Origin of the sequence: Bradyrhizobium sp. BWC-3-1, assembly GCF_032917965.1 — a bacterium.
Taxonomy (GTDB): domain Bacteria; phylum Pseudomonadota; class Alphaproteobacteria; order Rhizobiales; family Xanthobacteraceae; genus Bradyrhizobium; species Bradyrhizobium canariense_D.
This window is the reverse complement of the sequence record NZ_CP136625.1, coordinates 6,410,460-6,431,717: the sequence shown is the minus strand read 5'-3', so window position 1 is coordinate 6,431,717 and position 21,258 is coordinate 6,410,460. Positions and strand designations below refer to the sequence as shown.

Here is a 21,258-nt window from a genome sequence, read left to right as displayed (position 1 = left end):
CTACACCCCTGATCAGCGCGCGTGCAACATCGCAAGCAGGACCACGACGACGCAGGCGAGCGCCGCCGTGGTCAATTTCCAGAACATCAGCGGGCTGCGCTCCAAGAGCGGCGTGATCCGCGTGTCAAGATAGGCCGGATTGGGCGTGCGAAGCTCGAAGACGAATTCGGACAGATCCTCGTGCCGCTTGTAAGGATCCGGATGGAGCGCACGTCTGAGCGCGCCATCGACCCAGGCGGGCACGTTGCTGTCGTCATCGGCCGGGCGATATTTGAGCCTCCGCACGTCCGCCTTGCGTCGGATCCTCGCGATTTGCGTGCCATAGGGAAGCTTTCCCGTCAGCATCTGGTAACAGATCACGGCGAGTGAAAACATGTCGGAGCGCGGCGAGCCGCCTTGGCCAAGAAAATATTCCGGCGCCGTGTACTGGACCGTTCCCAGAATTTCGTCGGTCTCGTCCTGTGGCGCGGCCTCCGCGACGCCTGCCACCTTAACCGATCCGAAGTCGATGATCTTCGCGGTGCCGGTCTTGTCGATCAGGATGTTGTCGGGCCTGAGGTCCTGATGCAGCATCTCCATGCGGTGGAAGGCGCGCAGGCCCGCGGCGATTTGCTCGACCAGTCCGCGGACGGTTTCGAGATCGGGGCGCGGATTGTCCGTCATCCATTGCCGCAAGGTCTGACCTTCGACGAATTCGGTCGCGACGTAGAGGTAACCGCGCCGTTTCGACTGTGACAGCGGCTTCAGCACGTGCGGGCTGTCGATCCGGCGCGCGATCCACTCCTCCATCAGGAAGCGCTTCAGGTAGGCGGCATTGTCGCGCAAATCGATCGACGGAAGCTTCAGCGCGACCGGCTCCTCGGTCACCGCGTCGACGGCAAGGTAGATGTGGCTGCGGCTGCTGGCGTGGATTTCGCGGACGATCCTGTAGCCGTCGAAGACGGCCCGCGGCTCCGGCAGCGGGGGAAGCGGCAGCTGGGAGGTCTGGTTGAAGATGCCGGCCGGCTCGCGCTGCGGCACTGCATCGATGCGGAGGATCTGGACTGTGATGTTGTCGTCGCTGCCGCGCCGGTAGGCTTCCTCGACGATCGCCTTCGCCGCTCCGTCGAGCTCGGCTGCATGCTCGCTGAGCGCACTCGTGACAAAACGCGCGTCGACGAATTCATAGGCGCCGTCGGTCGCCAGCAGGAACGTGTCGCCAGTCTCGATCTCGAAACTCTGGTAGTCGATCTCGAGCTGCGGATTGATCCCGAGCGCACGGCCGAGATAGGTCTGCTCCGAGGACACGATGATCCGGTGATCGTCGGTCAGCTGTTCGAGCGCCTTGCCGGCCACGCGGTAGACGCGACAGTCGCCGACGTGGAAGATGTGCGCGGTGCTCGCCTTGATGACCATGGCGCTCAGCGTGCAGACATAACCCTTGTCACGGTCATAGGCATATTGGCTCTTGCGCGTCTGCGCGTGGAGCCAGGAATTGGTCGCGTCCAGCACGCGGCGGGCGGAGGTCTTCACCGTCCAGGATTCCGACGTGCAATAATAGTCCATCAGGAAGCTCTTGACCGCCGACTCGCTGGCGATCTGGCTCACCGTGCTGCTGGAGATGCCGTCGGCGAGGACGGCCGCAATGCCCTTCAGGCTGAGCATCGGCTCGTCCGGAACGAGGACGCCGTGAAAATCCTGGTTGATGGGCTTGCGACCCTTGTCGGAATGCTGGCCGACCGAGATCTGAAGTCCGCGGGTCATCGTCATCACCGGCAAAGGGGAGCCTCACCCTGATCGGGCGAGGCTCTCCTGTCGAGACGTATCAGGCCGCGACGCGGGGCGACGTGGCCTTGCCGGCCTGGCGCTTCGGCTTGGTCATGACGTGCGTGGCGTAGAGGGTCATGCCGGTGAAGGCGAGGCCGCCGACGAGGTTGCCGAGCACCGTCGGGATCTCGTTCCAGATCAGGTAATCCATGATCGAGAATTTTGCGTGCAGCATCAGGCCCGACGGGAACAGGAACATGTTCACGACGGAATGCTCGAACACCATGTAGAAGAACACCAGGATCGGCATCCACATCGCGATGACCTTGCCGGGGACCGAGGTCGAGATCATGGCGCCGACCACGCCGGTCGAGACCATCCAGTTGCAAAGCATGCCGCGCAGGAACAGCGTCGCCATGCCGGCCGCGCCATGCGCAGCGTAGCCCAGCGTTCGGCCTTCGCCGATATTGCCGATCGCGGTGCCGATCTTGTCGGGGTCCTGCGTGAAGCCGAAGGTCGTGACGAAAGCCATCATGAAGGCCACGGTGAAGGCGCCGGCGAAGTTGCCGACGAAGACGAGGCCCCAGTTGCGCAAGACGCCACCGATGGTGACGCCGGGGCGCTTGTCGATCAGGGCGAGCGGGGAGAGCACGAACACGCCGGTCAGGAGGTCGAAGCCCAGCAGATACAGCATGACGAAGCCGACCGGGAACAGCAGCGCGCCGATCAGCGGCTGCCCCGTGTTCACGTTGATCGTGACGGCGAACCATGCCGCGAGCGCCAGGATAGCGCCGGCCATGTAGGCACGGATGATGGTATCCCGGGTGGACATGAAGACTTTGGACTCGCCCGCATCCACCATCTTGGTGACGAATTCCGAAGGCGCGAGATACGACATCTATGATTCCTTTTGCTCCGTAAGAGAGATCGAGACGCTCTGAGTGCGCCGCCGAAAGTTATTGGCCGTGCGGGCCACGTGCCGCGCCGGGGAGATTTGGAAGCCTTGGGATTCGCGTCACGAGGATGGAGCCGCGGAGGGCCGCGAAGCCGATGAGCTTCCGGACTGCAGCCGCCACAGGCTGCAGTATTGCGGTCGAGCCGCAGTCGTCGTTGACGCGAACTTAAATGCAAGTCGCGTGCCGTGTGGTGGCTCCATAGAAATCGAGCAATATCAACGCGATAGAGCTTTGGTTGACGCGGCTTTTGCGCGTCGTGCGGCCTTTTCCTTGAGCTGCTGCTCAACTGTTGTGCGCCGCACAATTATTGGGCAAGCGGCAAATTTCGCGAGCGGAATAGGCCTGCGACAGACTAGCGCGTCGTCAATAACGCATTGATATCGGGTCGTTTTCTGCCTTGTGGCGCTTGGCACGAAGCTTGAATAGTTCCAGCCCGACGCCATTGAAGCCGTCCCGCGAGACTTCTCATCCGAATTGCCGACGCCACCAGACGGGGGTCTCCCCGCCGCGCGTTCGCATGCGCAGCTTCAGGCGTCGCCGGACCGGATGGGCTGCTCGTGTGCACTGACGCAATCATTCTGCAACGACGCAAAGGACGATATCGCCTATGACCAAGCGCACCCGCCGGCCGTCGGACACTGGCCTCAGCCGCCGTCAATTGTTGAAGGCCGCCGGCTCGACCGCCGCACTCCTGGCCGCCGTAAAACTCAATTTCCCCGCTGGCGCCTTCGCGCAGGACGCCGGCCCCGAGGTCAAGGGTGCCAAGCTCGGCTTCATCGCGCTGAGCGATGCCGGCCCCTTGTTCGTCGCCAAGGACAAGGGCCTGTTCGCCAAATACGGCATGCCTGACACCGACGTGCAGAAGCAGGCCTCCTGGGGCACCACGCGGGACAATCTCGTGCTCGGCTCAGAAGGCAACGGCATCGACGGTGCGCACATCCTCACCCCGATGCCGTATCTGATCTCGGCCGGCAAGGTGACGCAGAACAATCAGCCGACGCCGATGTACATCCTGGCGCGGCTCAATCTCGACAGCCAGTGCATCTCCGTCGCCAACGAATATGCCGACCTGAAGCTCGGCGTCGACGCCACGCCCTTCAAGGCGGCGCTGGAGAAGAAGAGGGCCTCGGGCAAGGCCGTGAAGGCCGCGATGACCTTCCCCGGCGGCACGCATGACCTCTGGATCCGTTACTGGCTCGCCGCCGGCGGGATCGATCCCGACAAGGACATCGAGACCATCGTGGTGCCGCCGCCGCAGATGGTGGCCAACATGAAGGTCGGCACCATGGATTGCTTCTGCGTCGGCGAGCCCTGGAATCTGCAATTGATCCATCAGAACATCGGCTACACCGCCATCAACACCGGCGAACTCTGGAACAAGCATCCGGAAAAATCCTTCGGCATGCGCGCCGCCTTCGTCGATAAATATCCAAAGGCCTCGAAGGCGCTGCTGATGGCGGTGATGGAAGCGCAGCAATGGTCGGACAAGGCCGAGAACAAGGCCGAGCTTGCCGCCATCATGGGCAAGCGGCAGTGGATGAACTGCCCCGTCGAAGACGTGCTCGACCGCACCGCTGGCAAGTTCGACTACGGCATCCCGGGCAAGGTGGTCGAGAACTCCCCGCACATCATGAAGTATTGGCGCGACTTCGCCTCCTATCCGTTCCAGAGCCACGACCTCTGGTTCCTCACGGAGGACATCCGCTGGGGCAAGTACGAGGCGAATTTCGACACCAAGGCGCTGATCGCCAAGGTCAACCGCGAGGACATGTGGCGCGATGCGGCCAAGACGCTCGGCGTCGCAAGTGCGGAGATCCCGGCCTCTACGTCGCGCGGCAAGGAGACCTTCTTCGACGGCAAGGTGTTCGATCCGGAAAATCCCGCTGCCTATCTGAAGTCGCTCGCGATCAAGCGCGTCGAAGTCTGATGGAGCCAGCGGCCGCCTCCGGGCGGCCGCATCGTCTTTTGCAGCCGGAGAGATATTGCGATGAACATGCCCGCCACGAAGATCGAGGTTGAGACCGCGAAGCCCGCGAGCGCTGCCGCACCGGTCGTCGCGATGACACCGAAGCGGCCGCCGCGCTCGGAGACTTACGCGCGGATGGCGCGGGAGACCGCCGTGCGCGTCATCCCGCCGCTCGTCGTGGTCGCGTTGCTCATGCTGATATGGGAGCTGGTCTGCCGTCGCGCCGGCTCGGCGCTGCCGCCGCCGTCAAAAGTCTTCAAGGACACCAAGGAGCTGATCCTCGATCCGTTCTTCGACCATGGCGGCATCGACAAGGGTCTGTTCTGGCATCTCTCCGCCAGTCTCCAGCGCGTTGCCCTCGGCTATTCGCTCTCCGCCATCGCCGGCATCGCGCTCGGCGTCCTGGTCGGCCAGTCGGTCTGGGCCATGCGCGGGCTCGATCCGCTGTTCCAGGTCTTGCGCACGATCCCACCGCTGGCCTGGCTGCCGCTTTCGCTCGCGGCCTTCCGTGACGGCCAGCCGTCGGCGATCTTCGTCATCTTCATTACCTCGGTCTGGCCGATCATCATCAACACCGCGGTCGGCATCCGCAACATTCCGCAGGACTATCGCAACGTCGCCGCAGTGGTGCAGCTCAACCCGCTCGAGTTCTTTGCCAAGATCATGATCCCTGCCGCCGCGCCCTACATCTTCACGGGACTTCGCATCGGAATCGGCCTGTCATGGCTCGCGATCGTCGCCGCGGAAATGCTGATCGGCGGCGTCGGCATCGGCTTCTTCATCTGGGACGCCTGGAACTCCTCGCATATCAGCGAAATCATCCTGGCGCTGTTCTATGTCGGCATCATCGGCTTCGTGCTCGACCGCCTGATCGCGGGCGCCGGCAAGATCGTCACCCGCGGCACCGCGCTGAACTAAAAGGGGAAGCACATGACCGCTTATCTGAAGCTCGACCATATCGACAAGATTTTCACCCGCGGCGCAGCCTCCACGGAGGTGCTGAAGGATATCAATCTCACCATCGACAAGGGCGAATACGTCTCGATCATCGGCCATTCCGGTTGCGGCAAGTCGACCCTGCTCAACATCATCGCAGGCCTGACCAACGCCACCATGGGCGGCGTGCTGCTCGAGAACCGCGAGGTGAACTCGCCGGGACCGGATCGCGCGGTGGTGTTCCAGAACCACAGCCTGTTGCCATGGCTGACCGTGTACGAGAACGTCCGGCTCGGCGTCGACAAGGTCTTCGCCAAGACCAAGAAGCGCGCCGAACGCGACGCCTGGGTCATGCACAATCTCAACCTCGTGCAGATGGCCCATGCCAAGGACAAGCGGCCCTCGGAAATCTCCGGCGGCATGAAGCAACGCGTCGGCATTGCCCGCGCGCTTGCCATGGAGCCGAAAGTATTGCTGCTCGACGAGCCTTTCGGCGCGCTCGACGCACTGACCCGCGCGCATTTGCAGGATTCGGTGATGGCGCTGCATCAGAAGCTCGGCAACACCATTCTGATGATCACCCACGACGTCGACGAGGCGGTGCTGCTGTCCGATCGCATCGTCATGATGACGAATGGGCCGAGCGCGCGCATCGGCGAGGTGCTGGAGGTGCCGCTGGCGCGGCCGCGCAAGCGGCTCGAACTCGCGACCAACGTCACTTACCTGAAGTGCCGGCAGCGCGTGCTCGAATTCCTCTATGAGCGTCATCGCTTCGTCGAAGCCGCGTAGGCGCGTCACCAACAGATGCTCACGCAACGCCTAATTTTGAATCATCAAGCTCAATCCTTGTGCGGCGCACAGGGATTGAGCGAATCGCAAAATTTGCGTGCGAAATAGTGCTGCAAGAATTTGGGGCACGACGAACAAGCTCCTGAATTTCCTGCGTTTCCGGAATGCGCGCAGTTGGCACGGAAATTGAAACACCGACCGCGACGCCAACGACGACGTCCCTCAACATCATCAATCAGCATCGTGAACTCGCCACCGGGGCTTGGCCTCGGCGCGCGCCTCCGTGGCCGGAGGCTGAGCCTGCAACGACGCAGCGGTGAGGCAAGAAGGGATACTCAATGACGAAGAATCCAACCTGGATTTCAGACTGGCGCCCCGAAGATGAGGCGTTCTGGAATGCGACTGGCAAGACTATCGCGCGACGCAACCTGATCTGGTCGATCGTGGCCGAACATATCGGCTTCTCGGTCTGGCTGATCTGGAGCATCGTCACCACCAAGCTGCCGCAGGCGGGCTTCCACTACACCACCGACCAGCTGTTCCAGCTCGTCGCGGTGCCCGGGCTGATCGGCGCGTTGATGCGCTTTCCCTACACCTTCGCGGTGACGACCTTCGGCGGGCGCAACTGGACCATCTTCAGCGCGGCGATCCTGCTCATTCCGACGCTTTCGCTGGCTTATTTCGTCGGCCAGCCCGACACGCCGTTCTGGCTGATGCTGCTGATTGCCTCGACCGCCGGTCTCGGCGGCGGCAATTTTGCCTCCAGCATGACGAACATCTCGTTCTTCTTCCCCGACCGGATGAAGGGGTGGGCGCTCGGACTGAATGCGGCCGGCGGCAATATCGGCGTCTCCAGCGTGCAGCTCCTGACCCCGATCCTGATGACGCTCGCCGTCATCAACCTGTTCCAGGCATCGCCCGTCGACGGCGTCTTCCTCCAGAACGCCGGCCTGATGTGGGTGCTGCCGATCGCGATCGCGGTGTTCGGCGCAGTGTTCTTCATGAACAACCTGACCACGGCCAAGTCGTCGATCAAGAACCAGCTCGCCGTGGTCAGGCGCAAGCACACCTGGATCATGGCGTATCTCTATATCGGCACGTTCGGCTCCTTCATCGGCTACTCGGCTGCATTTCCGCTGTTGATCAAGACCCAGTTCCCGCAAGTCACCATTGCGATCGCGTTCCTGGGGCCGCTGGTCGGCTCGCTGTCGCGGCCGCTCGGCGGCTGGCTTGCCGACAGGATCGGCGGCTCGGTGATCACGTTCTGGAATTTCATCGTGATGGCAGGCGCGACGATCGGCGTGCTCTACTTCGTCGGGCACAAGGATTTCATCGGCTTTCTGTCGATGTTCCTGGTCCTGTTCGTGACGACGGGCATCGGCAACGGCTCGACCTACCGCATGATCCCCTCGATCTTCCGCGAGCAGAACTTGTTCAGGGTGCGCGGCAAGGGCGATGCGGAGCGCGCGGTCGCCTTGAAGACGGCGAGCATCGAGAGCGGTGCTGCGGTCGGCTTCATCGGCGCGGTCGGCGCCGTTGGCGGCTATCTGATCCCGACCGGGTTCGGCAAGTCGATCGCGCTGACCGGCGGGCCGCAGCTCGCGCTCGCGATCTATCTCGGCTTCTACGCCTCCTGCCTCGCGCTGACCTGGTGGTTCTATCTGCGTCGCAGCCCGCAGGGCGAAGGCGCGTCAAGCCTCGCCGGCGCGCGTGTCTAATACTTGGTACGAATCTCGCTTCTCCCCATACGCGGGGAGAAGCATTGCCCGACAGTTTGACAATGAACCTGGTTCGCAATGGCGCGCACCAAGGCAAACCCAACAGGCAGGAGAACATCATGACGCCGGAACAGATCACCCTCGTGCAGCAGAGCTTTGCCAAGGTCGCGCCGATTTCCGCGCAGGCCGCGGTGCTGTTCTACGATCGCCTGTTCGAGGTGGCGCCATCCGTGCGCGCGATGTTCCCCGAGGACATGACCGAGCAGCGCAAGAAGCTGATGGGCATGCTCGCCGCCGTCGTCGGCGGTCTGTCGAATCTGGACTCGATTCTTCCGGCGGCCTCCGCGCTTGCGAAGCGTCACGTCGGCTACGGCGCCAAGGCCGAGCACTACCCCGTGGTCGGCGCGACCTTGCTGTGGACCCTGGAGAAGGGCCTTGGCGAGGCCTGGACGCCCGAACTCGCTACCGCCTGGACCGACGCCTACGGCGTGTTGTCCGGCTACATGATGTCCGAGGCCTACGGCGCACAGTCGCAGGCCGCTGAATAGGAGATGCGTTGTGAGTGAACCGCTGGTCATTGTCGGAAACGGTATGGCGGCCGCGCGTCTGGTCGACGAGCTCGCCAAGACCGCACTCGGCCGCTACGCGGTCGCCGTCATCGGCGAAGAGCCGCGGCTCGCTTACAACCGTGTTCTGCTCTCCTCCGTGCTGGCCGGCGAAACCGGCTCGCACGAGATCGAGCTCCGACCCGCCGACTGGTGGCGCCATCGCGGTGTCACGGTGCGCTACGGCTATCGGGTCACCGAGATCGACACCGGCCGACGCGAGCTCAAGATCGAAGGCGAAGAGAGCATGGAATATTCCAAGCTCGTGCTCGCCGTCGGCTCGACGCCGCTACGGCTCAACGTGCCCGGCGCCGATCTCGCCGGCGTGCACACCTTTCGCGATACCCGCGACGTCGACCTGCTGCTGACGCTCGCGGCCGCCAGGAAGCGCGTCGTCGTGGTCGGCGGTGGTCTGCTCGGACTCGAAGCGGCCTACGGCCTCGCCAAGGCCGGAGCGCCGGTGACGCTGCTGCACCTGATGGACCGGCTGATGGAGCGCCAGCTCGATGCCTCCGCCGCGGACCTGCTCAAGACACTGGTCGAGCGCAAGGGCATTCGTATCCTGCTCAATGCATCCACAGCGCGCATCCACGGCGAAGGTCATGTCCAAGCGGTCGAGCTTGCCGACGGCAGCCGCATCGAGGCCGATGCGGTGATCTTCGCCGCCGGCATCAGGCCCAACATTGCGCTCGCAAAGGACGCCGGCATCGCAGTCAACCGCGGCATCGTCGTCAACGACGAGATGCAGACGGCGTCACCCGATATCTACGCGCTTGGCGAATGCGCCGAGCATCGCGGCACCTGCTACGGCCTCGTCGAGCCTGCCTACGAGCAGGCGCGCGTGCTGGCGCGGCATCTCGCGGGCCGTCCCGCGGCCTATCAGGGCAGCGTGGTCTCGACCAATCTGAAGGTGTCGGGCGTCAGCGTATTCTCCGCGGGCGACTTCATGGGCGGGGAGGGCAGCGAGAGCCTCGTGCTGTCAGACCGCAGGCGCGGCACCTACAAGAAGCTCGTCATCTCCGACGGCCGGCTCACCGGCGCGGTGCTGATCGGCGATACCGTCGATGCGCTCTGGTATCTCGAGCTGATCCGCAATCGTGACAAGGTGGCGGCGATCCGCACCGACATGATGTTCGGCCGCGCGCTCGCGCGTCCCTCCAAAGCGGCTTGATTGAGGCGGCTCGATATGACGGCGATCGATCCCACGCTCCGCGCTACCAAAACGACCTGTCCGTATTGCGGCGTCGGCTGCGGCGTGCTGGCGACGCCAGACGGCAAGGGCGGCGCGGCGATCGCGGGCGATCCCGATCATCCTGCCAATTTCGGCCGGCTGTGCTCCAAGGGCTCGGCGCTCGGCGAGACGGTCGGGCTCGAAAGCCGGCTGCTCTATCCGATGATCCGCTGCAAGGGCGTGCTCGAACGCGTCGCCTGGAGCGATGCGCTCGATCACGTCGCCCACCGCATGCAGCACATCGTCGCGCGCGACGGCGCCGACGCGGTCGCATTCTATCTCTCGGGCCAGCTGCTGACCGAGGACTATTACGTCGCCAACAAGCTGATGAAGGGCTTTGTCGGCACTGCGAACGTCGACACCAATTCGCGGCTCTGCATGTCGTCATCGGTCGCCGGTCACCGCCGCGCCTTCGGCGCCGACACCGTGCCCGGCTGCTACGAGGATCTCGACCAGGCCGATCTTCTGGTGTTCGTCGGCTCGAATGCCGCCTGGTGCCATCCCGTGCTGTTCCAGCGCATGCTGAAGAACCGGCAGGAGCGCGGCGCGCGCATGATCGTGATCGATCCGCGCCGCACCGACACCGCGACCGACGTCGATCTGTTCCTCGGCCTCAAGCCCGGCACCGACACGGCGTTGTTCTCCGGCCTGTTCGTTCACCTCGCCGACAATGGGGCCCTGGATCAGGACTACATCGGGCAAAACACGTCGGGTTTTGACGACGCGCTGGCGCGCGCACGCAGCATCGCCGGCAGCATCACCGCGACCGCACTGGCGACCGGCCTCTCCGAGCAGGACGTTGCCACCTTCTTCAAGATGTTCCGTGACACGCCCCGCGTCGTCACGCTGTACTCGCAGGGTGTCAATCAGTCGGCGCAGGGCACCGACAAGGTCAACGCGATCCTGAACTGCCATCTCGCCACGGGGCGCATCGGCAAGCCCGGTGCCTCGCCGTTCTCGCTCACCGGCCAGCCCAACGCGATGGGCGGCCGCGAGGTCGGCGGCCTCGCCAACCAGCTCGCCGCACACATGAACTTCACGCCGCCGGACATCGATCGCGTGCGGCGGTTCTGGAAGGCGCCGCGTATCGCGACCCATGAAGGGTTGAAGGCGGTGCAGCTGTTCGAAGCCATCAACCGCGGCGAGGTCAAGGCGCTGTGGGTGATGGGCACCAACCCCGCAGTGTCGCTGCCCGACGCGGACTTCGTGCGCGAGGCGCTGAAGAAGCTCGAGCTGTTCGTGGTCTCCGAGAACGTGCTCTCCAACGACACGGTCGATGCTGGCCCGCACGTGCTGCTGCCCGCGCTCGCCTGGGGCGAGAAGTCGGGCACCGTGACCAATTCCGAGCGCCGGATCTCGCGCCAGCGTTCGTTCCTGCCGGCGCCCGGCGAGGCGCGGCCGGACTGGTGGATCCTGAGCGAAACCGCAAAACGCCTCGGCTTCGGCGACAGTTTTAATTACAAATCCGCAGCCGACATCTTTCGCGAGCACGCCGCGCTCTCGGCGTTCGAGAACGATGGCAGCCGCGACTTCGATATCGGCGCGCTGACCTCGCTGTCCGACGAGGGCTTCGACGCGTTGAAGCCCGTGCAGTGGCCCGCGCGCGAAGGCCAGGCGCCCGGCGAGCGCTTCTTCGCGGCCGGCGGGTTCTTCACCAATGACGGCAAGGGCCGCTTCGTCGCGCCGGAGGTGCCGGCGCTGCGCGGCGAGACCGGGCCGTCGCGGCCGCTGCGGCTCAACACCGGGCGCATCCGCGACCAGTGGCACACCATGACGCGCACGGGCCTCAGCCCGCGGCTCGGCGCGCATCTGCCCGAGCCGTTCGTCGAGATTCATCCCGATGACGCCGGCAGATACAACGTCGTTCATGACGGCTATGCCCGCATCACCACCGACTACGGCCAGTGCACCCTCAAGGTCGTCGTCAGCGACCACCAGCAGCGCGGCACGCTGTTCGCGCCGATCCACTGGAGTGCGATGAACGCCTCGCACGGTCGCGTCGGGGCGCTGGTCGCACCGTTCACCGATCCGTTCTCGGGGCAGCCGGAGTCGAAGGCGACACCGGCGGCGATTTCGCCTTATGAATACGTCTTCCGCGGCTTTGCGTTGTCGCGCAAGCAGCTGGAGCTGCCACCGAACCTGATGTGGACCCGCGTCACTGTTACCGGCGGCTTCGGCTACCTCTTCGCCGACAATGCGGACCTGTCGCGCTGGCCGGCCTGGCTCGGTGGCGTTGCCGGCGAGGACGTCGCCGACTATCGCGACCTCGGCGGCGGCGTTTATCGCGCGGCCTCGTTTGCCGGCGACCGCATCGAAACCTGCCTGTTCGTCGGCCCCGCGCATGATGCCGGGGACTGGGAGGTGGTGAAGAGCCTGTTCGTGGCCGACCACGTCACCGATGAGCAGCGGCGCATGCTGCTGTCCGGCAAGTCGAGCGAGGGCGCGGCTTCGACCGGTCCTGTCGTCTGTGCCTGCTTCGGCGTCGGCCGCGGCACCATCTGCGACACCATCGCCGCAGGCGCGCGCACAGCCGCCGAGATCGGCGCAAAGCTCAAGGCCGGCACCAATTGCGGCTCCTGCATCCCCGAGCTGAAGCGCCTGATCGCGACGACCGAAATTGCGCCGGCGAAGCATGCCAAGCACGCGGGCGCGGCGGGGTAGGGGCGACTTTCTCGGTCGTCGCGCATACTCCGCCGTCATCGCCCGGCTTGATGTTTAGACCGGAGACATAGCTGACGCCTGTTCGGACACATCACTGACAGTTTGGCTGCGCGTCAAGTCGATTGATCCGACCTGCCAACTGGCAAAGAAGATTCCGTAGCGGCCGTCGCGGTCGAGCGGCCTCACGGCCAGCTGCTCGCCGCAGAAGGCTTGAGGGACTTTCCACATTTGCCCTTTGAAGGCGATGTAGCTCCGCGTCGAGGAGACGGTGCGAACGATCTCCCCGGCGTCGTATTGGATCTTCGGCACACGATCCGGCATGGCGCGTAAACTGGGCCGGTAGCGATCGGCGGGAATGCCCATGCCCAAGCTCTCGTGGGGCCGCTCCAGATTGTAGACCGTTCGCCAGCTATCGAGGGCACGCTGGACTTCCGCCAAAGTGCGGAACGTGCGCAGAGCGAACACTTCTGCTTTCAAGCTGCGATGGAAGCGTTCGTTCTTGCCTCGGCCCTGAGGATGACGTGGCCTGGCATGGACCACCCTGACGCCGAGCTTGAGCAGCCATACCTTCAGCGCAGTCCAGCGAACGCCCGAGGTGTCGCCCCAGGGAGAACCGTTGTCGAGGTAGAAGGCCTCCGGCAGCCCATAGCGTCGGAAGGTGTCGGTCAGATGCCTCTGCACATCAGGTCGCTGCTCGTTGGCGCACGCCTTCAAACACAGCGCATAGCGGGAGTGGTCATCGACCATGGTTAGCGGATGGCAACGCCTTCCGTCGGCAAGCGGCATGTGGCCCTTGAAGTCCATCTGCCAGAGTTGATTGGGCGCGTCCCTCTCGAACCGGTGGCCTGAAGGGCTCGGCGCGGCTTTCTCGCTCGGCTTGATCCGTTCGTTCCGGCACAGGATCCGATGCACTGTGGAGGGCACCGGTACGGTCTGGCCGCCGCGCTTCAGGCAATGGGCAATCTTGCGCGCTCCCCAAGCCGGATGCTTGTCACGCACAGCCAGAACCCGCGCCTCGACCTCAGGCACGCTCCGCTTGGGCATGCTCTTGGGCCGGCGCAACTGATCCGCCAGTTCATGATCTCCAGCCTGCCAACGCCGCAGCCATTTGTAGCCCACATCAGGACTGATCCCGAACCGCCGGCACAACTCCCGCCGGTTCGCCCCTTCCTGCAACGCAAGCCGCACAAACTCCCGTCGCTGATCCATCACCGACACCTCGTTCCAGGGCATGGAAGGCCTCCCGAATCGACCATTCCAGCCCAGTTTGAAGTGTCAGCTATGTCTCCGAACACCTGTCAGTGATCTGTCCGGTCTAAACACTTGACCGGGCGATCCAGTACGCCGAGACGCCTGTGATCAAGCGCTAAGGCCACTGCGTACTGGATTCCCTGCTTTCGCGGGGAATGACAGCGAGGGCGGGGCGCTATGCTTCGGCCCAATCGACGCACGCCTCATTGTGCCCTATGGTGCCGCGCTCTCGCCCTCAACACGCAAAAACAACAATGATGTACCTGGAAACGCCGCCGCGCCTGATCGAGACCAGGCTCTTTTCCGCCATGCCCGACAAATTCCGCCGCAAGGGCGAGCGCACCGATTGGGCCGATGCCAACCGGCCCGGTGTGCCGACGGATTCCTTCATCGAAGGGCCGTCGTTCGACAAGGATGCCAATCTCTACATCGTCGACATTCCCTTCGGCCGCATCTTCCGCATTGCGCCTGACGGCGAGTGGTCGCTGGCGATTGAATATGAGGGCTGGCCGAACGGGCTGAAGATCGCGGCCGACGGCCGCATCCTGGTCGCCGACTACAGGCACGGCATCATGGAGTTCGACGCCAGGGCAGGGCGCATTGCGCCGGTGCTGACCTCGCGCAACTCGGAGTCTTTCCGGGGCTGCAACGATCTGCATCTCGCGTCCAACGGCGACATCTATTTCACCGACCAGGGACAGACCGGCCTGCATGACCCCAGCGGCCGCGTCTATCGCCTGACGCAAAGCGGCCGGCTCGATTGCCTGATCGACACTGGTATCAGCCCGAATGGCCTGGTGCTCGATCCAACCGAGACCGTGCTGTTCGTCGCAATGACGCGCGACAACGCGGTGTGGCGGCTGCCGTTCATGAAGGACGGCAGCGTGTCGAAGGTTGGCCGCTTCTGCTCGCTGTTCGGCACCAGTGGCCCTGATGGCATGACAATGGATGCCAAGGGCCGCCTGTTCGTCGGTCACGCCTCACTCGGCCATGTCTTCGTGTTCGCGCCCAACGGCGAATTGATTGCGCGGGTGAAATCGTGTGCAGGGCCGAACTGCACCAATGTCGCGATTGGTGGCGCGAAGAAGGATCGGCTCTACATCACGGAGTCCGCAACCGGTAGCGTATTGGTCGCTGACATCGGCGGATTGAACTCTTGAGCGCGACGGCGGTTGCCTCAGCGAACGAGTGGTATCGGAGCAAATATGAACACGAAACCCTTCGGCAAAACGGGTGCCAGCGTCTCCGTCATCGGGCAGGGCACCTGGTATCTCGACCATGGCGATCGCAAGCGCGCGATCGCGGCGCTTCAGCGCGGGCTCGATCTAGGCATGACCCACATCGATACCGCCGAGATGTATGGCGATGCCGAACTCGTCATTGCGGATGCGATCGCGGGCCGACGCGACGAGGTTTTCTTGGTGTCAAAGGTGCTGCCGAGCAACGCCTCGCGCCGCGGAACCATCACTGCCTGTGAGCGCTCGCTGAAGCGGCTGAAAACCGATCGGCTCGACTGCTATCTGCTGCATTGGCGCGGCTCGTATCCGCTGGAGGACACCGTCGCCGCATTCGAGGAACTGGTGAAGGCCGGCAAGATCAAATCCTGGGGCTCCAATTTCGATGCCGATGATCTCGACGAGATCCTCGACGCCGCCGGCGAACACCGCATCGCCTGCAATCAGGTGCTCTATCATCTGAAGGAACGCGCGATCGAGCACGCGGTGATCCCGTGGTGCGAACGGCATGGTGTCGCTGTGGTCGCCTATTCGCCATTCGGCCACGATGATTTCCCTGCGAGCAACAGCAAGGGCGGCGCGGTGCTGGCGCGCATCGCGGAGGCGCGTCGCGCGACGCCGCGCCAGGTCGCACTGAGCTTCCTCACCCGTGCAACTACGGTGTTCGCGATCCCGAAGGCGTCGTCCGCGGAACATGCCGGCGACAATGCTGCGGCCGGCGATCTGGTGCTGACGAAAGACGAGATCGCGGCGCTCGATGCGGCGTTTCCGCGCGGTCCGAAGCCGCGCGGCCTGCCCATGCTGTAGTGCACAAACGCCCGTTATTAATGGGGTCTTGACGTGCGCGGACGTGAGCGCATATCGGCATCCTGTTTTCGGAAGTTGTGAAAGCGGCGCAATTATCGTTTTTTACGATCATTCCCGATTCGCATTCCTAGGTTCCAGCCGTGACCCCGCCGCCCGCCGCAGCCGCAAGGCTCGACAGTATTCCCATGCCCATGCCGGAAAAGAAGCCGCAGGCGCGACGGGCGCCGGCGCGCGTCGATCACCCGTTCAAAGGCATCGCGCTGGTGCTGCTGTCGACGATCTTTCTCGGCTGCTCCGATGTTACCGCGAAATATCTGTCGTCGAGCCTGCCGTCGATCGAGATCACCTGGATCCGCTTCGTGACGTTTGCGCTGATGTTCACGCCGGTGATGCTGCCGGGCTCGCCGCTCCATGCGATGCGCACCGAGCGCCTCGGCCTGCAGTTGATGCGCGGCGCGGCATTGCTCGGCTCTTCGCTGTTCTTCATCACCGGCCTGAGCTTCCTGCCGATCGCAGAAGCGTCCGCGACCGGCTTCGTCTCGCCGCTGTTCGTCACCGCGCTCTCGATCGTCTTCCTGAGCGAGAAGGTCGGCATGCGCCGTTGGATCGCGACCGCGATCGGCCTGACCGGCGTGCTGATCATCCTGCGCCCGGGCTCCAGCGCGTTTCACGCCGCCGCCTTCTTCCCGATCGTCTCGGCGTTCTGCTGGGCCGCGGCGCTGATCCTGACGCGCATGATGAGCGGGCGTGAAGCCGTCCTCACCACGATGGCCTATTCGGCGCTGACGGGCGTTGCGATCCTCTCCCTGATGGTACCGTTCGTCTGGGTCACGCCGACCTGGACCGCGATCGGGCTTGGCATCGTGATCGGCGTCGCGTCCACCGTCGGCCAGTGGATCATCGTCCTGGCCTATCGCTACGGCGATGCCTCGGTGCTGGCGCCGTTCTCGTACACCCAGTTGCTGTGGGTCAGCATTCTCGGCTTCTTCCTGTTCGGCGAAGTGCCTGATGTCTGGACCGTCACCGGTGCGGCCTTCATCGTCGCCAGCGGCCTCTACATCGCCCATCGCGAGCGCATCCGCCGCGCCCAGCTCCTGATCCTGGAAGAGCGTTCCCCGAACCCCTGACGCAAGTTCGCGCGTCCGCTTCGTGCTATCAATGGCTCCAACACCACGGGAGGAGCCGGATGCGCGCTGCGATTTTCAGGAACGGTGAGATTGTCGTCGACCGGATGGCCGAGCCAAAGCCCGGCCCCGGCCAGGTGCTGGTCAAGACGCTCGCCTGCGGCATCTGCGGCTCCGATCTGCACGCGCGCCAGCACGCCCACCGCATGGTGGAGATGGCGCGAAAGACCGGCCGCAAGCCGATGGATCTCGCCCGCGACGTCGTGTTCGGCCACGAGTTCTGCTGCGAGATCGTCGACTTCGGCCCGGGGACCGTGCGCAAGCTCAAGTCGTGCACGCGCGTCTGCTCGCTGCCAGCCCTCGTAACGCCGCAGGGCATCGAAGGCATCGGTTACTCCAACGACAATATTGGCGGCTATGCCGAGGCGATGCTGCTGAGCGAAGCGCTGCTGCTCGAGGTGCCCAACGGTCTCGCGCCGGAGCATGCCGCGCTCACCGAACCGCTCGCGGTCGGCGTTCACGCGGTCGCCAAGGCCAACATCCGAGGCGGCGAAGTGCCGCTCGTGATCGGCTGCGGCCCGGTCGGGCTCGCGGTGATTGCGGCGCTGAAGCTCAAGGGCCTGCATCCGATCGTCGCCGCCGACTATTCGCCGGCGCGGCGCGCGCTTGCGGCAAAGCTCGGCGCCGATGTCGTCGTGGATCCACGGGTGTCGCAGCCCTATCTGACCTGGGCCGAGCATGCGCAGATGTCGGAGGCGGAGAAGGCCGCGCGGCCGCCGTTGCAGGCGATGCTGCCCGCCCTCAAACCCGCGATCATCTTCGAATGCGTTGGCGTGCCCGGTCTCTTGCAGCAGGTGTTCGAGGGCGCTCCGCGCGATGCGAGGATCGTCGTGGTCGGCGTCTGCATGGAGACCGACAGGAGCGAGCCCATGCTCGGCATCATGAAGGAGCTCAACGTCCAGTATGTGCTCGGCTACACGCCGGACGAATTCGCGGCGTCACTGCGCCTGATCGCGGAGGGGCAGGTGGATGCGGCGGCAATGGTGACGGCGGAAGTCGGCATCGACGGTGTCGCAAAGGCTTTCGCAGATCTCGCCAACCCTGAGGCTCACACCAAGATCATCGTGCAGCCGTGGCGGTGATGCCTTACACCGGCAGCGCGATCGAATATTTCACCTGGCTGAGCGCAAAGCTGGACTCGATCGAGGCGATGCCGTCGAGCCGGGTCAGCTTGGTCTTCAGGAAAGTCTCGTAGGAGGCGAGGTCGGCGGCGACCACGCGCAAGAGATAGTCGCGATTGCCGGTCATCAGATAGCATTCCAGCACCTCGTCCCATTTCGAGATCGCGCGCGCGAAGCGGTTGAGGTCCTCCTCCTTCTGCCGGGCCAGCTTGATCGAGATGAAGACGCTGACATGCAGCCCCAGCGCCTTCTGGTCCACGGTCGCGATGTAGCGCGAGATGACGCCGCGTTCCTCGAGCAGCTTGACCCGGCGATGACAGGGCGACACCGACAGCCCGACCTTGTCGGCCAGTTCCTGCATGGTCAGTCGGCTGTCGTTCTGGAGCAGAGCGAGGATTTTTCGGTCGATGGCGTCGAGGTCAGGCATTGGGATGGACCTGTCGTTTTTGTCGGCTGATTGGTAAGCTATCCCAATATTGGCTGGTATTGCGCGAAAAATTGAGAAGTTTGGCGCTTCCTGCAGGGGTATCATCGGGCACCTGTTTTCCGGGAGCATTGCCATGCCCGTTGATACCGCCCGCCTCGACACCTTGACCGCGCTGGCCCGCAAGACGCTGTGGCTGTCGTCATGGACCATCCATCACGCCAACCACATCCGCCCGAATGCGGACGGCCTGAAAGTCGGGGGACATCAGGCCTCGTCGGCCTCGCTCGCCACCATCATGTCGGCGCTGTATTTCCACGTGCTGAAGCCCGAAGATCGCGTCGCGGTGAAGCCGCATGCGAGCCCGGTGTTCCACGCCATCCAGTATCTGTTCGGCCGGCAGAGCCGCGAGAAGCTGGAGAATTTTCGTGGCTTCAAAGGCGCGCAGTCCTATCCCTCGCGCACCAAGGACGTCGACGACGTCGATTTCTCCACCGGCTCGGTCGGCCTTGGCGTGGCGCAGACGCTGTTCGCCTCGCTGGTGCAGGACTACGTCAAGGCACATGGCTGGATGAAGGATCGCCGCGAAGGGCGGATGATCGCTCTGGTCGGCGATGCCGAGATGGACGAGGGCAACATCTTCGAGGCGCTGGCGGAGGGCTGGAAGCACGGCCTGCGCAACACCTGGTGGGTGGTCGACTACAACAGGCAGTCGCTCGACGCCGTCGTCCGCGAAGGCCTCTGGGAGAAGTTCGAGACCGTGTTCCGCAATTTCGGCTGGGACGTGGTGATCGTGAAATATGGCCGCCTGATGCGCGAGGCCTTTGCGGAAGCTGGCGGCGAGGCGCTGAAGCGCTGGATCGACAATTGTCCGAACGCACTCTACGCCGCATTGTGTTTTCAGGGCGGCGCGGCGTTCCGCAAGCATTTGCACGACGAGATCGGCGATCAGGGCCCCATCACCAAGCTGATCGACAGGCGCAGCGACGACGAGCTGCTGGCGCTGATGTCGAACCTCGGCGGCCATGACATGGCGAGCATGCTGGACGCCTTCGAATCCATCGACCACGACCGCCCGGTCTGCTTCATCGCCTACACCATCAAGGGCGTCGGCCTGCCGTTCCAGGGCCACAAGGACAATCATGCCGGCCTAATGACGGTCGCGCAGATGGAGAAATATCGCGACAGCCAGAACATCCGGCCCGGACACGAATGGGACAGATACGAGGGTCTCGCGCAAAGTGCCGCCGAGCTCGACGCCTTCCTCGCGGGCGTGCCGTTCAACCAGGACGGCCGCCGGCTCACCGCGCCTGTTATCGAGGTGCCGTCGCAGCTTGCCTTCAAGCCGGCGCCGCAGATGTCGACCCAGCAGGGTTTTGGGCTGGTGCTGAACGAGATCGCGCGCGGCGACAGCGAGCTCGCCAAGCGCATCGTGACGACATCGCCTGACGTCACCGTCTCGACCAATCTCGGTCCGTGGGTGAACCGGCGCGGCCTGTTTGCGCGCGGCGAGAAGGCGGACTTATTCCGCAGCGAGAAAATTCCATCCACCTTCAACTGGGACTTCTCGCCCAAGGGCCAGCATCTCGAACTCGGCATCGCCGAGATGAACCTGTTCATCATGCTCTCGGCGCTCGGCCTGTCGCACCAGATCAACGGCGAGCGGCTGCTGCCGGTCGGCACGCTCTACGATCCCTTCATCGAGCGCGGTCTCGATGCGCTGAACTATGCCTGTTACCAGGATGCGCGCTTCATGGTGGCGGCGACCCCCTCAGGTATCACGCTCGCGCCCGAAGGCGGCGCGCATCAGTCGATCGCAACCCCTTTGATCGGCATGGCGCAGGATGGCCTTGCCTCGTTCGAGCCGGCCTTTGTCGACGAGCTCGCCGTGATCATGGGGTGGGGCTTCAATCACATGCAGCGCGATCCGGGTGAGGGCGGCTCGGTCTATCTGCGGCTCTCGACGCGCTCGATCGAGCAGGCGCAGCGGATCATGACGCCCGAGCTTGCACAGGGCATCACCGACGGCGCGTATTGGTTGCGCAAGCCGGGGCCCAATGCCGAAGCCGTCATCGCCTATACCGGCGCCGTGGCGCCAGAAGCGATCGAAGCGACCGGCTTCATTGGCGAGAGCCGGCGCGACATCGGCCTGCTCGCGATCACGTCCGCGGATCGTCTGCATGCGGGATGGACGGCCGCACGGAAGTTGCGCCGTGATCGGCGCGGCGTGCAGCATCTCAGCCACATCGAAAAACTGCTCGCACCGCTGCCGCGCGACTGCGGCATCGTGACGGTGATCGACGGCCATCCGGCGGCGCTCGGCTGGCTCGGCAGCATCCGCGGCCATCGCGTCGAGGCGCTCGGCGTCGAGCAGTTCGGCCAGACCGGCACCATCGCAGACCTCTACCGCCACCACGGCATTGACGCCAACGCCATCATCGATGCGGCCGAAAGCCTCACCACCGGCGCGCCGGTGTTGCATCGGAAGATGGCGGTGTAGTTCTCCGTCGTCGTCCTAGCCACCGTGCGCAATTGCGCACTGGGCCAGGACGGGGGCAATCGAGACCTTGCCACCCCTCCGCCATCGGCTCATATAACCTCCGTCCGCCGCAATGCTGGCCCCGCACA

General features: G+C 64.2%; 16 protein-coding genes. 12 read left to right on the top strand and 4 right to left on the bottom strand.

Going from position 1 to position 21,258, the window contains the following annotated elements:
• Positions 1-12 precede the first annotated feature (12 nt).
• Together RX329_RS31060 and RX329_RS31055 are read right to left on the bottom strand one after the other, a co-directional pair.
• Entirely contained in the window at positions 13-1,749 is a 1,737-nt protein-coding gene (locus RX329_RS31060) for a bifunctional protein-serine/threonine kinase/phosphatase (protein ID WP_085385886.1), read from the bottom strand.
• 55 nt (positions 1,750-1,804) lie between these two features.
• Positions 1,805-2,644, bottom strand: a complete 840-nt coding sequence (locus tag RX329_RS31055; RefSeq protein ID WP_018457093.1) for a formate/nitrite transporter family protein — start codon at positions 2,642-2,644, stop codon at positions 1,805-1,807.
• Between the two features lie 665 nt (positions 2,645-3,309).
• Between RX329_RS31055 and RX329_RS31050 the strand changes: the two genes are divergently transcribed.
• The 7 genes from RX329_RS31050 to RX329_RS31020 all read left to right on the top strand — a co-directional run bounded on the left by RX329_RS31050 (position 3,310) and on the right by RX329_RS31020 (position 12,608).
• The gene (locus RX329_RS31050) at positions 3,310-4,629 is read left to right on the top strand and encodes a CmpA/NrtA family ABC transporter substrate-binding protein (protein ID WP_085362268.1); all 1,320 of its coding nucleotides are present in this window, start codon (positions 3,310-3,312) and stop codon (positions 4,627-4,629) included.
• A gap of 60 nt (positions 4,630-4,689) precedes the next feature.
• A complete protein-coding gene (gene ntrB, locus RX329_RS31045) occupies positions 4,690-5,586 on the top strand; it encodes a nitrate ABC transporter permease (RefSeq protein ID WP_085352122.1) in 897 nt (298 codons plus the stop codon).
• Positions 5,587-5,598: 12 nt separating this feature from the next.
• Positions 5,599-6,393, top strand: coding sequence for an ABC transporter ATP-binding protein (locus tag RX329_RS31040; RefSeq protein WP_085362269.1), 795 nt, complete (start codon positions 5,599-5,601; stop codon positions 6,391-6,393).
• 338 nt (positions 6,394-6,731) lie between these two features.
• A complete protein-coding gene (locus tag RX329_RS31035) occupies positions 6,732-8,111 on the top strand; it encodes an MFS transporter (RefSeq protein WP_018457089.1) in 1,380 nt (459 codons plus the stop codon).
• A 119-nt stretch (positions 8,112-8,230) separates the two neighbouring features.
• The gene (locus RX329_RS31030) at positions 8,231-8,659 is read left to right on the top strand and encodes a globin family protein (protein ID WP_026233298.1); all 429 of its coding nucleotides are present in this window, start codon (positions 8,231-8,233) and stop codon (positions 8,657-8,659) included.
• Positions 8,660-8,702: 43 nt separating this feature from the next.
• Positions 8,703-9,887, top strand: coding sequence for an NAD(P)/FAD-dependent oxidoreductase (locus tag RX329_RS31025; protein WP_231190911.1), 1,185 nt, complete (start codon positions 8,703-8,705; stop codon positions 9,885-9,887).
• Between the two features lie 15 nt (positions 9,888-9,902).
• A complete protein-coding gene (locus RX329_RS31020) occupies positions 9,903-12,608 on the top strand; it encodes a nitrate reductase (protein ID WP_085362270.1) in 2,706 nt (901 codons plus the stop codon).
• 54 nt (positions 12,609-12,662) lie between these two features.
• Here RX329_RS31020 and RX329_RS31015 read toward each other — a convergent pair whose 3' ends face one another.
• Positions 12,663-13,841 (bottom strand): IS481 family transposase, encoded by a 1,179-nt coding sequence (locus tag RX329_RS31015; protein WP_317244478.1) that lies wholly within the window; start codon positions 13,839-13,841, stop codon positions 12,663-12,665.
• Positions 13,842-14,116: 275 nt separating this feature from the next.
• On the opposite strand from RX329_RS31015, the gene RX329_RS31010 reads away from it, so the two are divergent.
• The 4 genes from RX329_RS31010 (at position 14,117) to RX329_RS30995 (ending at position 18,167) form a co-directional block, all read left to right on the top strand.
• The gene (locus RX329_RS31010; RefSeq protein WP_085352126.1) at positions 14,117-15,019 is read left to right on the top strand and encodes an SMP-30/gluconolactonase/LRE family protein; all 903 of its coding nucleotides are present in this window, start codon (positions 14,117-14,119) and stop codon (positions 15,017-15,019) included.
• A 45-nt stretch (positions 15,020-15,064) separates the two neighbouring features.
• A complete protein-coding gene (locus RX329_RS31005; protein ID WP_317244784.1) occupies positions 15,065-15,901 on the top strand; it encodes an aldo/keto reductase in 837 nt (278 codons plus the stop codon).
• Between the two features lie 185 nt (positions 15,902-16,086).
• The gene (locus RX329_RS31000; RefSeq protein WP_018457082.1) at positions 16,087-17,028 is read left to right on the top strand and encodes a DMT family transporter; all 942 of its coding nucleotides are present in this window, start codon (positions 16,087-16,089) and stop codon (positions 17,026-17,028) included.
• A 59-nt stretch (positions 17,029-17,087) separates the two neighbouring features.
• Positions 17,088-18,167, top strand: a complete 1,080-nt coding sequence (locus RX329_RS30995; protein WP_085362271.1) for a zinc-binding dehydrogenase — start codon at positions 17,088-17,090, stop codon at positions 18,165-18,167.
• A 4-nt stretch (positions 18,168-18,171) separates the two neighbouring features.
• Here RX329_RS30995 and RX329_RS30990 read toward each other — a convergent pair whose 3' ends face one another.
• Positions 18,172-18,633, bottom strand: a complete 462-nt coding sequence (locus RX329_RS30990; RefSeq protein ID WP_014497003.1) for an Lrp/AsnC family transcriptional regulator — start codon at positions 18,631-18,633, stop codon at positions 18,172-18,174.
• A 133-nt stretch (positions 18,634-18,766) separates the two neighbouring features.
• Between RX329_RS30990 and RX329_RS30985 the strand changes: the two genes are divergently transcribed.
• Positions 18,767-21,130: a transketolase gene (locus RX329_RS30985; protein WP_085352130.1), complete on the top strand. Its 2,364-nt coding sequence runs from the start codon at positions 18,767-18,769 to the stop codon at positions 21,128-21,130.
• Positions 21,131-21,258: the final 128 nt, after the last annotated feature.